Source organism: Sphingomonas melonis DAPP-PG 224 (assembly GCF_000379045.1).
In the GTDB taxonomy this organism is placed as follows: Bacteria; Pseudomonadota; Alphaproteobacteria; order Sphingomonadales; family Sphingomonadaceae; genus Sphingomonas; species Sphingomonas aquatilis.
Map to the genome: position 1 here is coordinate 3,576,345 of NZ_KB900605.1, position 21,813 is coordinate 3,598,157.

At 68.2% G+C, this 21,813-nt stretch carries 16 protein-coding genes; 11 read left to right on the forward strand and 5 right to left on the reverse strand.

Features of this window, described 5'->3' with window-relative positions:
• Nucleotides 1-82: 82 nt before the first annotated feature.
• The 6 genes from SPHME3_RS0117320 to SPHME3_RS0117345 all read left to right on the forward strand — a co-directional run bounded on the left by SPHME3_RS0117320 (nucleotide 83) and on the right by SPHME3_RS0117345 (nucleotide 13,779).
• Nucleotides 83-2,452, forward strand: coding sequence for a beta-N-acetylhexosaminidase (locus SPHME3_RS0117320; RefSeq protein WP_017978101.1), 2,370 nt, complete (start codon nucleotides 83-85; stop codon nucleotides 2,450-2,452).
• Nucleotides 2,449-4,986, forward strand: a complete 2,538-nt coding sequence (locus tag SPHME3_RS0117325) for a beta-mannosidase (protein WP_017978100.1) — start codon at nucleotides 2,449-2,451, stop codon at nucleotides 4,984-4,986. Before SPHME3_RS0117320 ends, SPHME3_RS0117325 begins: the two co-directional genes overlap by 4 nt.
• 188 nt (nucleotides 4,987-5,174) lie before the next feature.
• A complete protein-coding gene (locus SPHME3_RS0117330; RefSeq protein ID WP_017978099.1) occupies nucleotides 5,175-7,718 on the forward strand; it encodes a glycoside hydrolase family 3 C-terminal domain-containing protein in 2,544 nt (847 codons plus the stop codon).
• Nucleotides 7,715-9,280, forward strand: a complete 1,566-nt coding sequence (locus SPHME3_RS0117335; protein WP_156487333.1) for a glycoside hydrolase family 125 protein — start codon at nucleotides 7,715-7,717, stop codon at nucleotides 9,278-9,280. The genes SPHME3_RS0117330 and SPHME3_RS0117335 overlap by 4 nt, the downstream gene beginning before the upstream one ends.
• Complete coding sequence (locus tag SPHME3_RS0117340; protein ID WP_017978097.1) at nucleotides 9,280-11,682, forward strand: GH92 family glycosyl hydrolase; 2,403 nt, start codon at nucleotides 9,280-9,282, stop codon at nucleotides 11,680-11,682. Before SPHME3_RS0117335 ends, SPHME3_RS0117340 begins: the two co-directional genes overlap by 1 nt.
• 183 nt (nucleotides 11,683-11,865) lie before the next feature.
• Entirely contained in the window at nucleotides 11,866-13,779 is a 1,914-nt protein-coding gene (locus tag SPHME3_RS0117345; RefSeq protein ID WP_018251113.1) for an alpha-L-fucosidase, read from the forward strand.
• A 154-nt stretch (nucleotides 13,780-13,933) separates the two neighbouring features.
• Here the strand turns inward: SPHME3_RS0117345 and SPHME3_RS0117350 are convergent, their stop codons facing one another.
• Nucleotides 13,934-14,692 (reverse strand): competence/damage-inducible protein A, encoded by a 759-nt coding sequence (locus tag SPHME3_RS0117350; protein ID WP_017978095.1) that lies wholly within the window; start codon nucleotides 14,690-14,692, stop codon nucleotides 13,934-13,936.
• Between the two features lie 50 nt (nucleotides 14,693-14,742).
• Here SPHME3_RS0117350 and map point away from each other — a divergent pair, with 50 nt between their 5' ends.
• Nucleotides 14,743-15,570, forward strand: coding sequence for a type I methionyl aminopeptidase (gene map / locus SPHME3_RS0117355; RefSeq protein WP_017978094.1), 828 nt, complete (start codon nucleotides 14,743-14,745; stop codon nucleotides 15,568-15,570).
• A 157-nt stretch (nucleotides 15,571-15,727) separates the two neighbouring features.
• Here map and SPHME3_RS0117360 read toward each other — a convergent pair whose 3' ends face one another.
• On the reverse strand, nucleotides 15,728-17,305 hold the full coding sequence (locus SPHME3_RS0117360) for an alpha-N-arabinofuranosidase (RefSeq protein WP_017978093.1): 1,578 nt from the start codon (nucleotides 17,303-17,305) through the stop codon (nucleotides 15,728-15,730).
• 86 nt (nucleotides 17,306-17,391) lie between these two features.
• Complete coding sequence (locus SPHME3_RS0117365; protein ID WP_017978092.1) at nucleotides 17,392-17,814, reverse strand: hypothetical protein; 423 nt, start codon at nucleotides 17,812-17,814, stop codon at nucleotides 17,392-17,394.
• A gap of 341 nt (nucleotides 17,815-18,155) precedes the next feature.
• On the opposite strand from SPHME3_RS0117365, the gene SPHME3_RS0117370 reads away from it, so the two are divergent.
• Nucleotides 18,156-18,539, forward strand: a complete 384-nt coding sequence (locus tag SPHME3_RS0117370; RefSeq protein WP_017978091.1) for a hypothetical protein — start codon at nucleotides 18,156-18,158, stop codon at nucleotides 18,537-18,539.
• Nucleotides 18,540-18,804: 265 nt separating this feature from the next.
• On the opposite strand, the gene SPHME3_RS20275 is transcribed toward SPHME3_RS0117370, so the two are convergent.
• Both SPHME3_RS20275 and eno read right to left on the reverse strand, forming a co-directional pair.
• Nucleotides 18,805-19,086, reverse strand: coding sequence for an FtsB family cell division protein (locus tag SPHME3_RS20275; RefSeq protein WP_017978090.1), 282 nt, complete (start codon nucleotides 19,084-19,086; stop codon nucleotides 18,805-18,807).
• 107 nt (nucleotides 19,087-19,193) lie between these two features.
• Entirely contained in the window at nucleotides 19,194-20,471 is a 1,278-nt protein-coding gene (eno, locus tag SPHME3_RS0117380; RefSeq protein WP_017978089.1) for a phosphopyruvate hydratase, read from the reverse strand.
• Between the two features lie 144 nt (nucleotides 20,472-20,615).
• Between eno and SPHME3_RS0117385 the strand changes: the two genes are divergently transcribed.
• The 3 genes from SPHME3_RS0117385 to SPHME3_RS0117395 are packed head-to-tail and all read left to right on the forward strand — an operon-like array spanning nucleotide 20,616 to nucleotide 21,782.
• Nucleotides 20,616-21,077, forward strand: coding sequence for a hypothetical protein (locus SPHME3_RS0117385; protein WP_017978088.1), 462 nt, complete (start codon nucleotides 20,616-20,618; stop codon nucleotides 21,075-21,077).
• A 7-nt stretch (nucleotides 21,078-21,084) separates the two neighbouring features.
• Complete coding sequence (locus SPHME3_RS0117390) at nucleotides 21,085-21,456, forward strand: phage holin family protein (RefSeq protein WP_017978087.1); 372 nt, start codon at nucleotides 21,085-21,087, stop codon at nucleotides 21,454-21,456.
• Complete coding sequence (locus SPHME3_RS0117395) at nucleotides 21,453-21,782, forward strand: DUF3618 domain-containing protein (RefSeq protein WP_017978086.1); 330 nt, start codon at nucleotides 21,453-21,455, stop codon at nucleotides 21,780-21,782. Before SPHME3_RS0117390 ends, SPHME3_RS0117395 begins: the two co-directional genes overlap by 4 nt.
• Nucleotides 21,783-21,813 lie beyond the last annotated feature (31 nt).

The following is a 21,813-nucleotide window of genomic DNA, read 5'->3' on the forward strand; positions in this document are numbered from 1 at the left end:
ACTTTTTGATGCGCGGGCATGGACGCCGCGACGATGCTGCTTCAAGATACGTGCAATACCAAAACATGACCAAGGGGCAGGCATGACGCAGCACGTCGGTATCGCAACCATCGTCGGGAGAGCGGCGCTGGCCCTGCTCGCCTCCGCCACCCCTGCCATCGCGCAGACGGGCGCAGAGCCTGCGCTCGCGCTGCTGCCGATGCCGCAATCCGTGGTCCGCGGTACGGGCAGCTTCACCGTCGCCAACGGCGCGACCATCGCCGCGACCGACGCCGGCGCCAGCGCCGCCGCCCGCCTGCTCGCCGACCATGTCCGCACCACCCGCGGCCTCGCGCTCACCCCCGGCACCACCGGCGCGATCCGCCTCGTCCGCGACGCCAGCGTCACCGGCGACGAAGCCTATCGCCTCACGGTCACGCCGCAGGGGATCACCGTCGCGGCATCGGGGAACCGCGGCCTCGTCCATGGCGCGATGACGCTCGCGCAATTGCTCAGCCCCGATGCGGCGTTCAGCAAACCCGTCGCCGTCCCCGCCCTCACCATCACCGACGCACCGCGCTTCGGCTGGCGCGGGCTGATGATCGACCCCGCGCGCCACTTCTTGCCGCTGCCGGCGCTGCGGGCGATCGTCGACCAGATGGCGAGCGTGAAGCTCAACACGCTCCACCTCCACCTGACGGACGATCAGGGCTGGCGTGTCGAAATCAAGAAATACCCCAAGCTCACCAGCATCGGCGGCTGGCGGCTGCCGCCGTGGACCGGCGGAGCCCAGCCGACCGAGAAGGACCGCGTCGGCGGCTTCTACACCCAGGCAGAGCTGAAGGAATTGGTCGCCTATGCCGGCGTCCGCGGCATCACCATCGTGCCGGAGATCGACCTGCCCGGCCACGCCAACGCGCTCGTCGCCGCCTATCCGGAGCTCGGCATCCTCGGCGACCGGCCGCTGGTCAGCAACAATTGGGGCATCATGCCCTATCTGTTCAATCCGGGGCCGAAGGGCATCGCCTTCGTCAAGGACGTGCTCGACGAGCTGATGACGATCTTCCCCGGCACTTACATCCACCTCGGCGGCGACGAAGCGGTCAAGGACCAGTGGGAACGCAGCCCCGAGGTGCAGGCGCAGATGAAGGCGCTGGGCATCAAGACCGAAAACGCCCTGCAAAGCTGGATGATCGAACAGTTCGGCACCTACCTCCAGTCCAAGGGCCGCCGCCTGATCGGCTGGGACGAGATCTTGGAAGGCGGCCTGCCCGCCTCCGCCTCGGTCATGTCGTGGCGCGGCGAACAGGGCGGGATCGACGCCGCCAACATGGGGCATGACGTCGTGATGTCGCCGGGCAATCCGCTCTACCTCAACGGCTTGCAGAGCCGCCGCAGCGACGAGCCGCCCGGCCGGCTCGACATCACGACGCTGCAACAGGTCTATGCCTACGACCCGCTGCCCAAGGGCATCGCCGCGGACAAGGCGCACCACGTCCTCGGCGCGCAAGGCAATCTGTGGAGCGAATATATCGTCACGCCGGGGCAGCTGCAGCATCTGATCTTCCCGCGCGCCGGCGCGCTCGCCGAAATCACCTGGTCGCCCAAGGTCCAGCGCGACCGGCCAGCGGACCTCGCCGCCTTCCTCCCCCGCCTGCAACGCCAGGACGATCGCTGGTCGCGCGCCGGCATGCGCGTCGCCGACAGCGCCTTTGCGGTCGGCTTCGACCTCACCGGCACGCGCGGCGATGCGCTGCGCAAGAACAGCGTGGCGCTCGCGCTGTCGACGCAGGTCCCCTATGGCACGATCCGCTACACCGTCGACGGCAGCGCGCCGACGCTGCGCTCGCCCGCCTACACCACGCCGTTGACGCTGAAGCCCGGCATCATGGTGAAGGCCGTCGCCTTCGACGCAAACGGCGCCCCGACCGCCGCGGTCCGCAGCTTCGACACGTCGCGCGCGGCCCTCCTCGCGCGCTCGAGCTCGGACATGGCGGCCTGCCCCGCCGGCGCGCTCGGCCTGCGCGTGCCGCTCACCTCGGAAGCGACCGCCGACGCGCCCGTCTACAACATCAATCTTTTCGACACCTGCACGCTCTACCCCGACGCGCCGCTCGACGTCGCACGCAGCTATAGCGTCGAGGTCGTGCGCCTGGCCCGCCATTACGGCCTCGCGCACGAACAGCGCATGGTGCGCGAACATTACAATGTGTCGGCGCATGGCGAGCTGCTTGTGCAAGTCGGCTGTATCACCGCCGCCGCCGCGCAAAAGGCTGGCGACAAAACCGCCCACCCGATCGCGGTCGGCGCCTTCCCGCTGCCCGATCCGAAGACGGCGCCGCAGCGCTTCACGCTGTCGGGCACGCTGCCGACGATGACGGGCGATCGCGACGTCTGCTTCCAGTTCACCTCTCCGCTAACCGACCCCTTCTATACGGTGGGCAAGGTTCAGCTGACGGAAGGTTCGAAGTGAAGCGCGCCCTCCTGACCCTGCTGCTCGCTACGTCACCGCTCGCCGCGCGTGAGGTGGTGCCGCTCGATGGCGCATGGCAGGCGCGGCTTGACCCCGCCGATACCACCGCCGCCAAGGCACATCCGAAGGAAGCGCGCTGGTTCGCCGCGCGCGTGCCGGGTAGCGTGCAGGAAGACCTGATCCGCCTGAAACGCGTGCCCGATCCCTTCATCGGCACCAACGAAGGCGCGATCCAATGGGCCGGCCTGTCGGCGTGGCAGTATCGAAAAGTCCTGACCGTGACGCCGCAGATGCTGGCGCACCGCCACCTCGACCTCGTGTTCGACGGGCTCGACACGTTCGCGACCGTCACCGTCAACGGCCAGCCGCTGCTGACCGCGGACAACGCCCACCGCCGCTGGCGTGCCGATGCGAAGCCGCTGCTCAAGGTCGGCGACAACGAGATTCTCGTATCGATCGCCAGCCCGATCAAGACGCTCCAGCCGATGGTGCTGAAGGAAGCGCACCCGCTGCCCGGCGAATATGACAGCGCGTTCGGCGACGAGCCCAAGGGTGTGCAAACAAGTCCCTATATTCGCAAGCCGAAATATCAGTACGGTTGGGACTGGGGTCCCCGCCTCGTCGCCAACGGCATCTGGCGCTCGGTCAAGCTGGAGGCGTGGGACGATGCCCGCCTCGATCATGTCCGCGTCGCGCAGGACGCGCTGAACGATGCCGAGGCACGCCTGACCGCGCACGCCACCATCATCGCGGACACCAGCAAGCAGGTCACGCTCACCGCCACCGTCACCGGCCCGGACGGCAGCCGCCAGACCGGCCAGGCGACCGTGACGCTCGCGCCGGGCGAGAACCCGGTGTCGATCCCGCTGACCGTGCCCAAGCCGCAGCGCTGGCAGCCGGTCGGCTATGGCGCGCAGCCGCTCTATACCGTCGCGACCACCTTCGACGGCGACACGCAGACGCGCACCATCGGCCTGCGCACCGTCACCCTCGATCGCAGGCAAGGTGCGTTCGGCTTCATCGTCAACGGAACGCCGATCTTCGCCAAGGGCGCGAACGTCATCCCGTTCGACAGCTTCCCCGCCCGCGTCGATCCGGCCGAACCCGAAGCGCTGCTGAAGGCGGCGCGCGACGCCAACATGAACATGGTCCGCATCTGGGGCGGCGGCTATTATCTCGACGACGCCTTCTATGCCGCCGCCGACCGGATGGGCATCATGGTGTGGCAGGACTTCATGTTCGGCGGATCGGTGACGCCGCCCGACGCCGCCTTCCGCGCCAATGTCGCCGCCGAAGCCGACGAACAGGTCGCGCGGATCGGAGACCATCCCTCGGTCGTCATCTGGGCCGGCGGCAACGAAGTGCTGTCGGGCTGGGAAAACTGGGGCGACCGCAAGGCGTTCAAGAAAGCGGTCGGCGCCGACGAGCAGGAACGGATCGGCGCCGGCATGGCCGTGCTGTTCGACCGCGTGCTGCGCGCTGCGGTGACGCGCAACAGCCCCGGCACGCCCTATATGCCCGGCTCGCCCTCGACCGACTATGAAGGCCCGGTGGATACCGACGCCAATGGCGACCGCCATTTCTGGGACGTGTGGTCGGGGTCGAAGCCGGTCGAGAATTATCTCGACAGCTGCCCGCGTTTCATGAGCGAATATGGCTTCCAGTCGATGCCGACCATGGCGACGATCCGCCTGTTCGCTGGCAAGGGAACGCTCGACCCCGAAAGCCCGGTGATGAAGGCGCACCAGAAGTTCCTGGCCGGCGAAGGCAATGCCCGCCTGAAGCTTTACCTCGACCAGCGCCTGCGTGCCCCCAAGGACTTCGCCGATTTCGTCTACCTCACGCAGGTCAACCAGGCGCAGGCCATCGACCTCGCTGCGCGCCACCACCGCGCCTGCCGCCCGGTGACGATGGGCTCGCTGTTCTGGCAGCTGAATGACGTCTGGCCGTCGATCAGCTGGGCGAGCATCGACCATCTCGGCCAGTGGAAGCTGCTGCAATATCAGGCGAAGCGCTTCTTCGCGCCCCAGGCGATCGTTGCCGAACATCGCAATGGGGCGACCCGCGTCGTGCTGGTGTCGGACGCGACCGGCGCCATCCCCGCGCACTGGCGCGTGACGGTACGCGACATGACCGGCGCGACGCTGGGCGTGCGCGAAGCCGACGCGACGCTCGCGCCATTGTCGTCGACCAATGTCGCGACGCTGCCCGACGCCGACCTGTTCGGCAGCGCCGATCCGGCGAAGAGTTATGCCGTCGCCGAACTGATCGTCGGCGGCAAGGCCGTCAGCCGCACGATCGTCGAACGCCTCGTGCCGAAGGACATGGCCTATCCCGATCCGGGCCTGACCATGCGCCGCTCGGGCAACGCCCTGACGATCACCGCAAAGAACCTCGCCCGCGCGGTGATGGTCGACATGGGCGACGCGCCGGGTCAGGCAAGCGACAGCGGCTTCGACCTGCTGCCGGGAGAGAGTAAGACGGTGACGCTGACCGGCAAGCAGACGCCCGTGCTTAGGACGCTGGCCCGCTGATGGCGTCCGCGACGCTCCCGCCACCCACCCCGTCACCCCGGACTTGGTCCGGGGTCCACCGGGCCGCACGGGCAGCGTTCGAACCTCTTGCCAATCCCCTCGCCACGGAGTGGACCCCGGACCAAGTCCGGGGTGACGAACCCCTTGGGGCGAACCAATCGCCCCACCGCCCCCATCGGAGCGCCTGAATGATCCCCGCCCTCCTCCTGCTCGCGCAAGCGGCCGACCCCATCTCCGCCGCCATCGCGACAATGACGCCCGAACAAAAGGCCGCGCAGCTGCAAAGCACTGCGCCCGCCGATCCCGCCATCGGCCTGCCCGCCTATGACTGGTGGAACGAAGGCCTCCACGGCCTCGCCCGCGACGGCCAGGCGACCGTCTTCCCGCAGGCGATTGGCCTCGCCGCCACCTGGGACACCGATCTGCTGGGGAAGGTCGGCACCGTCGTCTCGACCGAGGCGCGCGCAAAATTCAACGCGCAGCCCGTCACCGCGAACCGCCGCATCTACCAGGGCCTCACCATCTGGTCGCCCAACATCAACATCTTCCGCGATCCGCGCTGGGGCCGCGGACAGGAAACCTACGGCGAGGACCCGTATCTCACCGGCACATTGGGCGTCGCCTTCGTGCAAGGTTTGCAGGGCCCCGACCCCGCCCACCCACGCGTCGTCGCCACGCCGAAGCACTTCGCCGTCCACAGCGGCCCCGAAGCCGGCCGCGACAGCTTCGACGTCGATCCGTCCCCACGCGATCTCGAAGCGACCTATTTCCCCGCCTTCCGCCGCACGATCACCGAAGGCCGGGCGATGTCGCTGATGTGCGCCTATAACAGCATCCACGGCGTCCCCGCCTGCGCCTCGTCGCCGCTGATGAACGAGCGCCTGCGCCGCGACTGGGGCTTTACCGGCTTTACGGTGTCGGACTGCGACGCGGTCGGCAACATCAGCAGCTATCACCATTATCGCCTCGACACCGCCGGCGGCGCGGCGGCGGCAGTGCGCGGCGGCACCGACGTCAATTGCGGCAGTGCCTATGCCGCGCTGCCCCAGGCGCTGAAGCAGGGCCTGATCACCCAGGCCGAGGTCGATACCGCGCTCACCCGCGCCTTCCGCGCGCGCCAGGCGCTGGGTATCGCGTTCGGCGGCACCAGCCCGTACAGCCGCATCCGCCCCGATCAGGTCGGCACACCCGCCCATCAGGCGATCGCGCTGGAGGCGGCACGCAAGTCGATCGTGCTGCTCCAGAACAACGCCGACCGCCTGCCGCTGAAGGCCGGCGCGAAGATCGCGGTCATCGGCGCCGACGCCGACGACCTCGGTGTGCTTCAGGGCAATTACCACGGCACCGCGATCCGCCCGGTCACCCCGCTCGACGGCATCCGCGCGCGCTTCGGCGCCGCCAACGTCCGCTATGCGCAAGGCTCCGCGCTCGCCGACGGTGCCGCGGTCGTCGTCCCCGAAACCGCCTTGCGCTCGGGCGGCAAGCCCGGCCTGCGCGCCGACTATAGCGGCCCCGCGTCGGTCACCCGGCAGGACCGCCGCATCGACCTCGACTTCAACCGCGCGCCCGCCGCGCCCGGCCTCCCCATCGGCCCGTTCAAGGCGAACTGGACCGGCGAATTCGTGCCGCCCGGCCCCGGCCAATACCGCCTGATCATCGACCAGTCGCAATGCTGGAAGGATTGCACCACGCACGACAGCGCCCGAGTCACGCTGGGCGGCAAGGTGCTGCACGACGGCCCGCTGCCCAAGGGCCGCGTCGAGATGACGGTGGACAGCGACGGCACGCCGCAACCGATCGCAATCACGCTGGACCATGTATCGGACGACGAAAGCTTCCGCCTGCTCTGGATGCCGCCCGCCCAACCCCTGCTCGACCAGGCGGTGGCGGCGGTGCGCGACGCCGACGTCGCGATCGTCGTCGCCGGCCTGTCGCCCGATCTGGAAGGCGAGGCATTGTCCGTGTCCGTCCCCGGCTTCGTCGGCGGCGACCGGACCGACATCGCCCTCCCCCTGCCGCAACAGCGCCTGCTCGCCGCACTGAAGGCGACCGGCAAGCCGATCGTCCTCGTCCTCAGCAGCGGTAGCGCGGTCAGCGTCGATCCCACCTCCGCCGACGCGATCCTCGCCAATTGGTATCCGGGCGAGGCCGGCGGCACCGCGCTCGCCGACGTGCTGTCGGGCGTCACCAACCCCGGTGGCCGCCTGCCCGTCACCTTCTACCGCGCCACCACGGATCTGCCCGCCTTCATCGATTACGCGATGAAGGAGCGCACCTATCGCTACTTCACCGGCACGCCCTTGTGGGGCTTCGGCCACGGCCTCAGCTATACGCGTTTCGGCTATGCCGCGCCGCGCGGCGCCGCCAGCGTCGCCGCCGGCCAACCGCTCACGGTGCAGACTACCGTCACCAACACCGGCGCCCGCGACGGCGACGAGGTGGTGCAGGCCTATCTCGTCCCCCCCACCCCCACCCGCCCGCTCGGCAGCACGGAGGCGGCGTTGCAACGCCAGCTCGTCGGCTACCGCCGCATAAACCTGAAGCGCGGCAAGGGCATGGCCGTCGCTTTCACCCTCACCCCCCGCGACATGAGCATCGTCGACCACGACGGCCGCCGTCACGTCGCGCCAGGCGCCTACCGCCTCTACGTCGGCGGCGGCCAGCCCGGCGACGGAGCGGGCCAGTGGTTCGACTTCGCCGTGACCGGCACCGACACGGACCTGCCGAAATGACCCGCGACGTCTCCCCACACACCCCGTCACCCCGGACTTGTTCCGGGGTCCACCCATCCGCAAGGGGCGGGCCAGAGCTTCTTGCCTCCCCCCCAGCCGCGAAGTGGACCCCGGACCAAGTCCGGGGTGACGGTGGAGAGCTGAGCCGCCGCCATTTCCTCGCCGCCGCCGCAGCGACCGCGGCAAGCGCCGCCACCCCCGCCTTCGCCGCGCCCGCCTTCCCCAGCAAGCGCCCTGCCCCCGCCGACCGCCGCTTCGTCAGCCCCGCGGTCGAGCGCGATCTCACCCGCGTCGCCAAGCTGATCGGCGACCCAAAGCTGCGCTGGATGTTCGGCAACTGCTACCCGAACACGCTCGACACCACCGTCCGCATGAGTACCATCGACGGCAAGCCCGACGCCTTCGTCATCACCGGCGACATTCCGTGCCTGTGGCTGCGCGACAGCTCGGCGCAGCTCAAACCCTATCTCCACCTCGTCAAAACCGCGCCCGAATTGCGCCGCCTGTTCACGGGCCTGATCGCCCGCCAGGCGCGCTGCATCCTGATCGACAGCTACGCCAACGCCTTCATGGAAGACCCGACGGCGAAATCGAACCTCGAATGGTCGCTGCACGACGACACCGTGATGAAGCCGGGCGTCGCCGAGCGGAAATGGGAGGTGGATTCGCTCTGCTACCCGATGCGCCTCGCCCACCAATATTGGCGCGCCACCGGCGACAAGACGCCGTTCGACGCGACCTGGGCCGCCGCCGCGAAGCGCAGCATCGCGACCTTCCGCGAACAGCAGCGGTTGGACGGCCACGGCCCCTACAGCTTCCGCCGCTCCGCCCCCCAGCCGACCGAGACGTTGCTGTGGGGCTACGGCAACCCCACCAAGCCCAACGGCCTGATCCATTCCGGTTTCCGCCCGTCGGACGATTCCTGCACCTATCCGATGCTGATCCCCAGCAACCTGTTCGCGATGACCGCGCTGCGCGAACTCGCCACGGTGGCGCAGGAAACCGGCAACGACGGCGGCATCGTCCGCGATGCGACGGCGCTCGCACTCGAGATCGAAAGCGCCCTGCGCCGCTTCGGTACGATGCGGCTGCGCGACGGGCGCGAGGTCTGGGCCTATGAGGTCGACGGCTTCGGCAACGCGCTGTTCATGGACGACGCCAACGTGCCGAGCCTGTCGGGCCTCGCCTATCTCGGCTGCGTCGATCCCGCCGATCCCCTGTGGCAGCGCACCCGCGACGCCTGCTGGAGCGACACCAACCCCTGGTTCTTTAAAGGCGCGGCCGGCGAAGGCATCGGCGGCCCGCATGTCGGCGAAGGCCAGATCTGGCCGATGTCGCTCACCATCCGCGCGTTAACGTCGACCGACGACGCCACGATCCGCGCCTGCCTGAAGACCCTGCGCGACACCGACGGCGGCACCGGCTTCATCCACGAAAGCTTCGACCGGAACGATCCCGCCAAATTCACGCGGAGCTGGTTCGCCTGGGCGAATGGCCTGTTTGCGGAGCTGATCCTGCATTTGGCGAAGACGAAGCCCGCGCTGCTCAAGGAGACCTTCTGATGTCCTCACCGTTCCGCGGCTTCGCCGCTCCCTTCCTCTCCCGCCGGGAGAGGGAAGGGGCCCGCCCGGCGCAGCCGGGTGGGAAGGGTGAGGGCGTAACCCGCCGCACCCTGCTCGCCAGCACCGCCGCCGCCAGCCTCCCCCTCCCCGCCTTCGCCGCGACCGCAGCGCCCACCCGCGCCAACCTGTTCATCGGCACCGGCGGCCACGGCCACACCTATCCCGGCGCGACCGTCCCGTTCGGCATGGTGCAGCTCTCCCCCGACACCGACGTCGAGCGCTGGGACGCGTGCTCTGGCTATCACCGCACCGACACGTCGATCATGGGCTTCAGCCACACGCATCTGTCCGGCACCGGCATCGGCGACATGCTCGACGTGCTCGTCGTCCCCACGCGCGGCCCGGTGAAGCTCCTCCCCGGCCCGCTCGACAACCCCGACGCCGGCTACCGCCAGCGCTTCACCGCCGAACATGCCGAACCCGGCTATTATCGCGTCGCGCTCGAAAGCGGCGTCCGCGCCGAACTGACCGTGACGGAGCGGACCGGCTACCACCGCTACACCTTCCCCGCTGGCCCCGCACACGTCCTGATCGACATGTCGCACCTGATCCTCGACAAGAGCGATCATCCCCCGCTCGTCACCGACGCCAGCCTCGACATGGACGCCGCCGGCACGCTCACCGGCAGCCGCACCGTCAACCGCTGGGCCAAGGGCCGCCACATCCACTTTGCGATGCAGCTGTCGCGCAAACCCGACCGCGTCACCTTCTACGGCGACGCCGATGCCGAACAGCCCAAGGGCGCAGCTGGCGTGAAGGGCAACCGCGTCAAAGCCGTCCTCCATTACGACGATGCCGGTAGCGCCCCGCTCGTCATCCGCTGCGGCATCTCCGGCGTCGACGTTGCCGGGGCCCGCGCCAACCTCGCCGCCGAGGGCAGGACCTGGGACTTCGACGCCGTCCGCCGCGCTGCGCAAGGCCGCTGGACCCGCGAACTCGGTGCGATCGGCGTCGAAGGCGGCACCGAGGATCAGCGCACGATCTTCACCTCGGCGCTGTACCATGCCCTGCTCGCGCCGACGCTCTTCTCCGACGTCGACGGCCGCTACATCGGCCTCGACCGCAAGCCGCACACCCTCCCGCAGGGCAATGCCGCCTACAGCACCTTCTCGCTGTGGGACACGTATCGCGCGCTCCACCCGCTGCTCACCATCGTCGCGCCCGATAAAGCGCAAAGCCTCGTCGCCGACCTCATCCGCCAGACGCAGCAGAGCCCCTACGGCCCGCCGTGCTGGCCGTTGCAGGGCGTCGAGACGGGCACGATGATCGGCTGGCACGCCGTCTCCGTCCTCGCCGAGGCGCAGAAGAAGGGCATCAAGGCCGATTACGCCGCCGCCTGGCCCGGCATCGCCAAACGCAGCTTCGACTTCTCGGCGCCCGACCTCGACAACAGCAAGGGCCGCGACCTGTACGACACGATGGGCTACGTGCCCGCCGACAAGCTGTTCGAAAGCGTCAGCCGTACGCAGGAATATGCCTATGACGACTGGGCCTCGTCGCACCTCGCCCGCGCCGCCGGCAAGACGGCGGAGGCCGACCGCCTGCTCAAGCGCTCGCGCAACTGGCGCAACGTCATCGACGGCCGCATCGGCTTCGCAAGGCCAAGGTTCGCCGACGGCAGCTGGTGGACGCCCTACGATCCGATACAGCTGGGCCACATGCCCAAGCCCTGGTGGCGCGACTATACCGAGGCGAACGGCTGGCAGGCGACCTTCCTCAACCAGCACGACATCTACGGCCTGATGGAGCATATGGGCGGCGAGGCGAAATTCGAACGCCAGCTCGACGCCTTCTTCACCGCGCCCTCGACCTTGCCCGCCAACGCCCCGCCCGACATCGCCGGGCTCGTCGGCCAATATGCGCACGGCAACGAACCCGACCAGCACGCCGCTTACATGTACGCCTACACCGGCGCGGCGTGGAAGACGCAGGCGATGGTCCGCCGCCTGTGTACCGAGATGTACAAGAACGATCCCGACGGCATCATCGGCAACGACGATTGCGGACAGATGAGCGCGTGGTTCGTCCTGTCGTCGCTCGGCTTCTATCCGGTCGATCCGGTCGAAGCGGTGTATGTATTCGGCTCGCCGCTGTTCGAAGGCGCGCAGATCGCGCTGCCCGGCGGCAAGAGCCTGACGATCGAGGCGCCCGGCAATACCGCCGACACGCCCTATGTCCGGTCGATCACCTTCAACGGTCGCCCCTGGACCAAGAACTGGATTTCCCACGCCGACCTGATGAAGGGCGGCCGCCTGGTCTTCACGATGAGCAAGACGCCCGTGAAGACCTTCGGCCAGGCCAAGGCCGACCGCCCACCCTCCAACGGCCGGCAGCTGGCGTGATCCCTCACCAAACCCACCCCGTCACCCCGGACTTGTTCCGGGGTCCACCGAGCCGCACGGGAAAGGCAAGAGGCTCCAGCCCCGCCCCCAGCCGCGGAGTGGACCCCGGAACAAGTCCGGGGTGACGAAGAGTATGACGCGCCCTCCCGCTTTCGCAACCGCCCGCCAGCCCGGAGCCACCCCGTGACCGACCTCTCCCGCCGCACCCTGATCGCCTCCGGCCTCGCCGCGAGCGCCGCCACCGCCGCCCCCGCCTTCGCCGCGACCCCGGTCGCCGCCCCCAAGCCCTGGGGCGCCACGCCCTCGACGCGTCAGCTCGCGTGGCACAAGCGCGAACGCTACGCCTTCGTCCATTTCTCGATCAACACCTTCACCGATCGCGAATGGGGCTATGGCGACGAAAGCCCCAAGCTCTTCAATCCGACCGATTTCTCAGCCGACCAGATCGTCGCCGCGGCGAAGGCCGGAGGCATGACCGGCATCGTCCTCACCGCCAAGCATCATGACGGCTTCTGCCTGTGGCCGACGATGCTGACCGAGCATTGCATCCGCAACAGCCCCTACAAGAACGGCAAGGGCGATATCGTCCGCGAAATGGAGCAGGCGACGCGCCGCCACGGCCTGTCGTTCGGCCTGTACCTCTCGCCCTGGGATCGGAACCACGCCGGCTACGGCCGCCCCGAATATATCGACTATTACCGCAAGCAGGTGGTCGAACTCTGCACCCGCTACGGCGAACTCTTCGAATTCTGGTTCGACGGCGCCAACGGCGGCGACGGCTATTATGGCGGCGCGCGCGAAACCCGCACGATCGACGCGCCCAAATACTATAACTGGCCCTCGATCATCGCACTGGTCCATCAGCATCAGCCGATGGCCTGCACCTTCGATCCGCTGGGCGCGGACATCCGCTGGGTCGGCAACGAAGACGGCATCGCCGGCGACCCCTGCTGGCCGACCATGCCCAACCACCCCTATGTCCAATCGGAAGGCAACAGCGGCGTACGCGGCGCGCCCTTGTGGTGGCCGGCGGAAACCAACACCTCGATCCGCCCCGGCTGGTTCTACCATGCCGACGAGGATTCGAAGGTGAAGACGCCCGCGCGCCTGATCCGCTTCTTCGATGAATCGGTCGCGCGCGGCACCAACATGCACCTCAACCTGCCGCCCGATCGCCGCGGTCGCCTGCCCGATCATGACGTCGCCGTGCTCAAGAGCTTCGGCGATGCGATCCGCGGCAGCTTTGCGACCGACCTCGCGACGGGCGCCGTCGCCAGCGCCTCGGCAACCCGCGGCCCCGCCTTCGCACCCGCCAAGGTTCTCGACGGGAACCGCGACACCTATTGGTCGACGCCCGACGGCGTCACCACACCGACGCTGACGCTCGACCTGCCGCCGGGCCGCCGCTTCGACCTGATCCGCATCCGCGAATACCTGCCCCTCGGCGTCCGCGTCACCCGCTTCGCGGTCGAGGCGGAGGTCGGCGGCGCATGGCAGCGGCTCGCCACCCACGAATGCATCGGCGCGCAGCGGATCATCCGGCTGCCCCGGCCGATCACCGCCCGCCGCGTCCGCCTCGTCATCCTCGAAGCGCCCGCTTGCCCGGCGATCAGCGAGCTGTCGCTGTTCCTCGCCGTCGCGCCCGTGGCCGTCGCCGCGCCGCCCAGCCACGATGCCGCCGTCCTGTCGCCGCGCGACTGGACAGTCGTCACCGCCACCGCGCCCGGCGCCGAAGCCCTGCTCGACGGCGACGGCTCCACCGTCTGGAGCCAGCCCGCGCCCAGCACGACACCGGCGTCGGTCACGCTCGACATGGGCAAGACGCAGACGGTGGCCGGCTTCAGCCTCACCCCCTGGCGCCACCCCGACAAGGTCAGCGCGCCACCCCGCGGCTACACCGCCGAAACCAGCACCGACGGCAAGACCTGGACGCCGGCGGCGCAGGGCGAATTCCAGAACATCGCCTACGCCCTCTCGACGCAGCGCATCCCGTTCACCACCCCACGTCCCGTCCGTTACCTGCGCCTCACCTTCGCCGCGACCGCGGTGCCGGCGCAAAAGCTGGCGATCGCCGACGTGGGCGCATTCACGCGCTAAGCCAGCTCACGCTAATCCCACTCACCCCGTCACCCCGGGCTCGTTCCGGGGTCCACCGGGCCGCAAGGGGGTGGTCTGAACTTCCGGCCATCCCCCTCGCCGCAGAGTGGACCCCGGAACAAGTCCGGGGTGACGCGGGATGCTGGGCGACGCCCTAAATCCCCTCCGCCACCACCGCACGCCCGGTTGCTTCCAGCTCCCGCGTCAAGTCCGCCAGACACCGCTCGACCAACCCCGCATCCGCGCTGCGCACGACGAAGTTCGCCCCCGTCCGCCCTTCGCGAAAGAACGGATAGCTACCGATCGACACGCCCTCGTGCGCCTTCTCGGCGTTGCGCAGCAGATCGGCGACCTCGCTCTCCGCGACCCAGCAGCCGATCGTCCCCGACACCACCGGCCGGCCGCCCTCCAGCGTGCCCGTCAGCGCATCCAGCATCCCCGCGGTGATATGCGGCACCCCCGCCATGATGTAGATATTCTCGACGTGAATCCCCGGCGCGCCCGACACGCGGTTGGGGATCAGTCCCGCCCCCGCCGGCACGCGCGCCATCCGCGCCCGCGCCTCGGTCAGCCCGCCGCGCGTCGCGTAATAGCGTTCCAGCGTCGCTAGCGCCTCCGGATGGTGCTCGACGCCCACGCCCAGCGCCTCGGCGATCGCATCGACGGTGATGTCGTCATGCGTCGGCCCGATCCCGCCGGTGGTGAACAGATAGTCGTTGCGCGCCCGCAGCGTGTTCACCGCCTCGACGATCGCCGCGGTCTTGTCCGCCACCACGCGCACTTCGGCCAGGCGGATACCCTGCACGTTCAGCCAGCTGGCCAATTGCGCGACATTCTTGTCCTGCGTGCGCCCCGACAGAATCTCGTCGCCGATGACGACCAGCGCGGCGGTCCAGATGCGTTCCTGCTCCATGTGACCCGCTTTACCTCGCAAAATGACGCTCGCCACGCTATATACGCGCGATGACCGAATATGTGACCGTCACCTCCGACGCGCCGGAAGGGCGCACCGGCGCGATCAAGCTCCATGGCCCAGCCGCCTTCGCCGGCATGCACAAGGCCGGGCGCCTCGCCGCCGAAACGCTCGACATGCTGGTGCCGCACATGGTGCCGGGCGTCACGACCGCCGAGCTCGACCGCCTGATCTACGACTTCGTCACCGCGAACGGCGGCGTGCCGGCGACCTTGGGTTATCGGGGCTACACGCATTCGACCTGCATCTCGATCAACCACGTCGTCTGCCACGGCATCCCCAGCGACAAGACGCTGAAGTCTGGCGACATCGTCAATGTCGACGTCACGCCGATCGTCGACGGCTGGCACGGCGATACCAGCCGCATGTACCTGATCGGCGACGTGCCGCTAAAGGCGAAGCGTCTGGTCGAAGTGACCTATGAATGCCTGATGCTGGGCATCGAACAGGCCAAGCCCGGCAACCACATGGGCGACGTCGCGCATGCGATCCAGCGCCATGCCGAAAAGCACCGCTACGGCGTCGTCCGCGACTTCTGCGGCCATGGCCTGGGCCTGCTGTTCCACGACGCGCCCGAAGTCGTCCACGTCGGCAAGCCCGGCACCGGGCCGGAACTCAAGCCCGGCATGATCTTCACGATCGAACCGATGATCAACATCGGCCGCCCCGACGTGAAGCTGCTCGACGACGGCTGGACCGCGGTAACGCGCGACCGCTCGCTGTCGGCGCAGTTCGAGCATTCGATCGGCATCACGGACGAGGGCTGCGAGATCTTCACGCTCTCGCCCGCCGGCTTCCACCAGCCGCCCTACGCCTGAACCCCGTCACCCCGGACGTGTTCCGGGGTCCACCGGGCCGCATGGGAATGGCCGGAGCCTCCAGCTACCCCCTCGCCGCAGAGTGGACCCCGGAACAAGTCCGGGGTGACGGAGTGATTGGGGCGAGCGGCGCCGAGAGACAGCGCCGCCCCTCCCCTCACCTGACGTCCAGCATCACCACCGACTTCGCCGGCAGCGCCACCGACAGCAGGCCGTTCGCGCCCAGGCTCGCACCGGTGAACGCCACCGGCTTCAGCGTATCGGGCGCATCGAAGGTATTGTGCGCATCCATCGTCGGCGCGGTCAGGACGCGTCCCGTCACGCTCTTGCCCGCCAGCCCGGCCAGCTGAACGGTCACCGTCGTTGCCCGGTTGGGATCGACGTTGGTCAGCCCGACATGGACGACGCCATCGGTGCCGCGCACCGCACTCGCGCTCACCGCGCGCACCTCATATTTGCCGCGCGTATACCAGTGCGAGGCGACCTCGACCGGCAGCACCGTGCCGTCCTGATAATCCTTGTACATGTCGAACACCCAATAGGTGGGCGTCCTCAGCATGCGGTTGCCGTCGGTCAGGATCATCGCCTGCAGCACGTTGACCATCTGCGCGATGTTCGCACCGCGCACCCGGTCGGCATATTTGGCGAAGATATCGAGGTTCAGGCTCGCCACCACCGCATCGCGCAGGCTGTTCTGCTGGTAGAGGAACCCCGGATGCGATCCCGGTTCCTGATCGTACCAGGTGCCCCATTCGTCGACCAGCAGCGCGACCTTCTTCTTGGGGTCGTATTTGTCCATGATGCGCGAATGCTCCTGGAGCAATTCGTCCATCTTCAGCGCCTTGGATATCGTCACCGCCCACTCGTCTTCGCTGAAGCCGGTCGCCGCGCCCTTATGCTCCCAGCTGCCGGGGACGGTGTAATAATGGACGCCGATGCCCTGGATCATGGTGCCCGCCTTGCGCATCATGACGTCGGTCCAGTTATAGTCGGTCGAATTCGCGCCGCTCGCGATCTTCATGATCGGCACGCCTTCGGGCGTCTTGACGAAAGTCGCGAACTTGCGCGTCTCGTCGGCGGCATAGTCGGGCAGCATGTTGCCGCCGCAACCCCACAATTCGTTGCCGATGCCGAACATCGGCAGCTTCCACGGCGTCTTGCGGCCGTTGGCAGCGCGCTCCTTGGCCAGCGTCGATCCGGTCGGCGAGGTCATATATTCGACCCACTCGGCCATCTCGCGCGGCGAGCCGGACCCGACATTGCCCGACACATAGGCGTCGGCGCCGAGCATCTCGGAATAGTCCATGAATTCGTGTGTGCCGACGGCGTTATCCTCGGTCACGCCGCCCCAATGGGTGTTGATCTTGACCGGGCGCTTGTTGCGCGGGCCGATGCCCTCGCGCCAGATATATTCGTCGGCAAAGCAGCCGCCCGGCCAGCGGACGACGGGCACGCGGATCGCCTTCAGCGCATCGAGCACGTCGGTGCGATAGCCACGGACGTTGGGGATCTTGCTGCCCGGCCCGACCCAGATGCCGCCATAGATCCCGGTGCCGAGATGCTCGGCGAACTGGCCGAACAGGCGGCGATCGTATTTGGGCCCCGGATGGTCGCCGCGCACCGATACGATATCGGTCGGCCCCGTCGCTGTCGCTGTCGCGTCCTGCGCGTCCGCCGCGACAGGCACCGCCGCCGCCAGCGCAGAGCATAGTAGCAGCCTCAGCATCGTCTTCATGCATCTCTCCCCGACGCGTCCCTGCGCGCTGGGGCCATGACTATCGGGCTACATCCGACCCGTCAATTTGTTAGACAAAAGGAGGTTCAGCGCCGTCCGCGCCGGCTTTCGCCCTGCCGCGTCGCCGCGATCGTATCCACGACCAGCTCGTAATGCGCCGGCGAATAACCGGCCGCCAGAAAGGCCTTCACCTCGGCCGAGGCGATCGCATAGCCGCGCTTCCAGCTCAGCACCGCGACCCGGCGCAGCGCCTCCAGCTTCGGATCGGCCAGCATCGGGCTGATCCGCACGCCGAACACCAGCTCCAGCCCACGCGACAGCCGCCCCGGCTGGCGCAGCGTCGACAGGCCGTCACCGCGCGCAAGGCCGATCACCGACCGCTCCAGCTCGCTCAGCACCGGGCGGTCCTCGATCGGCGCCGTCACTCGCGGGGCGTCCGCGGCCAGCCCCTGGGCGCTCACGCGGGCATAGCCGGCATTGCCCGGTTCGGCGAAAGCGAGAAAAGCCATGGTGTCACTCCCTTTTATCCGAGCCGCAGGCCTCCCGTCCGGGCCAAAGGGCACGGTGCGCGCTGCATCGTCAGTGTCGTTCGATGGAGATGGCGAAGGCTCTTCATCCGGCGCTGCGGTCCCTCGCAACATGAATGCCTCGTCATCTTCTATACCAAGCGGTATAAAAGCGGATCGTGGCGCCGTCAACGGCTTTCGTACCGGTCGGTATTAAAAGAATGGTGGCCTTGCCGACCATAGGGATTGCGCCGATTTTGTGCCGCTCGCGCCGCCCCTGATGTCCGACGGGATACGCCCGCGATCCCAACGCGTTACCTGTCATTCCACGACAGGAGGCACCGATGCCCGACACCAGCAAGGTCGATCCCGACCGCGACACGACCGGCACTCCCTTCGATCGCGATGCCGGCCACTACGGCCTTGACTATCACCGCGACCGCGAATCCGACCTCGGTCGCCAGAACCCCAGCGGCACCGTCGCCGCCCGCCCCGGCGATCCGCATCCGCCGCAAGACCCGAACCTGCCGCCCGAAAACGGTCTGCGCGCCTCGTTCGACCCTCAGACCGGCGCGGTCCATGGCAGCGGCAGCGGCGCCGGCGGCGGCAATCCCGGCGAGGACTTCAGCAGCGACGCCGCGGCCGGCGACGGTTACCCACAGACCGGCGGCGAAGGACGCGACAAAGGCGGCGACACCGACCTCGGACCGCCGCATTCGCAGGAGTGACGGCGGCGGAGGGATCTGGCCGCGCTTCGATAATAAGGGGCCGTCATAGAGGCCCGCCCCTCACAAACCCCACCCCGTCACCCCGGACTTGTTCCGGGGTCCACCGGACCGCAGGGGGACGGCAAGAGGCTCAAACCACCCCCCTCGCCGCAGAGTGGACCCCGGAACAAGTCCGGGGTGACGGAGCGCGTGAGGGTCGGAAATCAACGAGGAAAACCGCGCGCTCGCGGCATAACCCCCAAACGCACCAACGCGCCGACTGCCCCTACTTCAGCGGAACGATCACCTCATCCGGATGCGCCACGTTCAGTTCCTTGCGCACCATCTCATCGACCATATCCGGATTGGCGTGGTCGGGATCCAGCAGAGCGACGCGGTTCTGCAGCACCGTCCGCTTCTGGTCGAGCGAGGCATATTGCACCTCTCGCCGCGCCAGCTGCTTCTTGTAATCGCCATAGGCCAGGATGCCGTTCGGCCCCAGGACGGCATAGGCGCCGAAAAACGCCATGATCGTGAAGCCCAGCGCGGGCAGCGCGGCACGACGCATGACCTTGCGGAACGCGGTCGATGGGTTCGACCGCCCTCCGTTCGTGCCTTTCCGTGCCGTTACCGCCCGCGCCATGGTTTACATCCTCGCTTGCATCCCGTCCGGGATCAAGCCTTCAGAACGCTCCGGCCCGCATATCGTGCCGAGTCGCCCAATTCTTCTTCGATGCGAATCAGCTGGTTGTACTTGGCGAGCCGGTCCGAACGGGCCAGCGAGCCGGTCTTGATCTGGCCGCAGTTCGTGGCGACCGCCAGATCGGCGATCGTCGCATCCTCGGTCTCGCCCGAACGATGGCTCATGACGGCGGTGTAGCGGTTGCGCTGCGCCATGTTCACCGCTTCCAGCGTCTCGGTCAGCGTGCCGATCTGGTTGACCTTCACCAGCAGCGAATTGGCATAGCCGCCCTCGATGCCGCGCTTCAGGCGCTTGGGGTTGGTGACGAACAGATCGTCGCCGACCAGCTGCACCGTGTCGCCGATCAGATCGGTCAGCGCCTTCCAGCCCTCCCAATCGTCCTCGCTCATGCCGTCCTCGATCGAGAAGATCGGGTAGCGACGGGTCAGGTCGGCGAGATATTCGGCCATCGCGCCGCTTTCGAGCACCTTGCCCTCGCCCGAGATATTGTAGCGGCCGTCCTTGTAGAATTCGGTCGCCGCGCAATCGAGCGCCAGCATCACGTCGTCACCCGGCGTATAGCCCGCCTTCTCGATGCTCTGCATGATGAAGCCCAGCGCCTCTTCGGTGCTGGCGATGTTCGGCGCGAAGCCGCCCTCGTCGCCCACGCCCGTCGCCAGGCCCTTGTCGTGCAGCGCCTTCTTCAGCGTGTGGAAGATTTCCGACCCGCAACGCACCGCCTCCAGAATATTCTCCGCGCCGACCGGCACGATCATGAATTCCTGGAAATCGATCGGGTTGTCGGCGTGTTCGCCGCCGTTGATGATGTTCATCATCGGCACCGGCAGCACGTGCGCCGACACGCCGCCGACGTATTTGTACAGCGGCATGCCGCGCGCTTCCGCCGCCGCCTTCGCCGCCGCCAGGCTGACGCCCAGGATTGCGTTGGCGCCCAGACGCCCCTTGTTCTCGGTCCCGTCCAGCTCGATCATCGCCGCGTCCAGATCGGCCTGATCCTCGGCATCCATGCCGATCAGCTTCTCGACCAGCTCGCCGTTCACCGCCTCGACGGCATCGTCGACGCCCTTGCCACCCCAGCGGCTCTTGTCGCCGTCGCGCTTTTCCACCGCCTCATGCGCGCCGGTCGAGGCGCCCGAGGGCACGGCCGCGCGGCCGAAGCTGCCGTCCTCCAGCAGCACGTCGACCTCCACCGTCGGGTTGCCGCGGCTGTCGAGGATCTGCCGGCCATGGATGTCGATGATTGCGGTCACGTAACGATGCTCCTACCTCTGGGGCTCAGATGCCGCGGCCTCTACCCGCTCGCCGCGCGGGCGGCAATTGCCTGCCGCAAGGGAACCGGCCGTCGTCGGCCGGGGTTAGAGGCTTCGATACGAGACTGTCACGAAAGGGCCACCATGTCCGATACCGATCTGAACCCCGTCCTCGACGGCGACACCCTATCCTCCACCGCCGGCAGCGATGCCGATGGCGCGACCAGCCGAGTCGAACAGGCGAAGCAGACCGCCAAGGATTATTCGGCGAAATACGGCGCCCAGGCGACCGACAAGATCCGCACGCTGGCCGACACCGGCAAGGAGCGCGCGATCGGCGGCCTCGACCAGCTGTCGCAGATGATCCAGGACGCCGCCGGCCAGGTCGACGACAAGCTCGGCGCGCAATATGGCGACTACGCCCGCTCGGCAGCCGGTGTCGTCTCCAACTTCTCCGGCCAGATCCGCGACAAGAACGTCGACGAACTGCTCGATGACGCACGTGCCTTCGTCCGCAAGAGCCCAGGCGTCGCGATCGGCGTCGCCGCGGCGCTGGGCTTCGCGCTCGCCCGGGTCGTCCAGTCCGGCCTCGACGACAAGGCGTAAGGGGCTCGTGGCGGTCTTGCCGACAATCGAAACCGCGGGCGAAACCGTAGGCGCTGGCGAGGAAGGGATCACCGACCTCGTCAGCCAGCTCGTCGAAGACGCCCGCGGGCTCGCCAGCGCCGAAGTGGCGGTGGTGAAGGCGCGGATCGGCGAACGCGTCAGCGCCTATCGCAGCGCGATCGTGTTCTTCGTCGTCGCCGGGGTGCTGGCGCTCGCTGCGTTGATCACGGCGCTGGTCGGTGCGGTCCTGACGCTCGCGACGCTGTTCGGCCCTGGCCTCGCGACGCTCGCCGTCGTGATCGCCGTGCTCGCGATCGCCGCCAGCCTCGCCCTCATCGGCAAGAGTCGCCTCGCCCCTGCCACGGAGAAGCAGCTGTGACCGATCCCGCCACCCGCCTGCTCGACGCCGAAGCGGAAGCCGCCGCGGCGCGCGAGCGCCTGTCGGGCACGTTGCGCAAGCTGCAGGTCCGCCTCAACCCGCGCGATCTCGCCAAGCAGGCGGCGCGCGACGTCGCCGACAAGGGGCAGGCCGCGGCCCAAGCCAGCCTCGACACGGCGGTGCGCAATCCCGGCGCGGTCGCCGGAGTGACGGCCGTCGCCGGCCTGTTCCTCGCCCGCCATCGCCTCGCCGGCCTGTTCCGCAAGAAGGACAAGCCGCATCGCTTCAAACGCAACCACGAACCCGGCCTCGGCCCCAAGGACTGATCCGCGTTCCCCGCGCATCCACGCAAAGGAT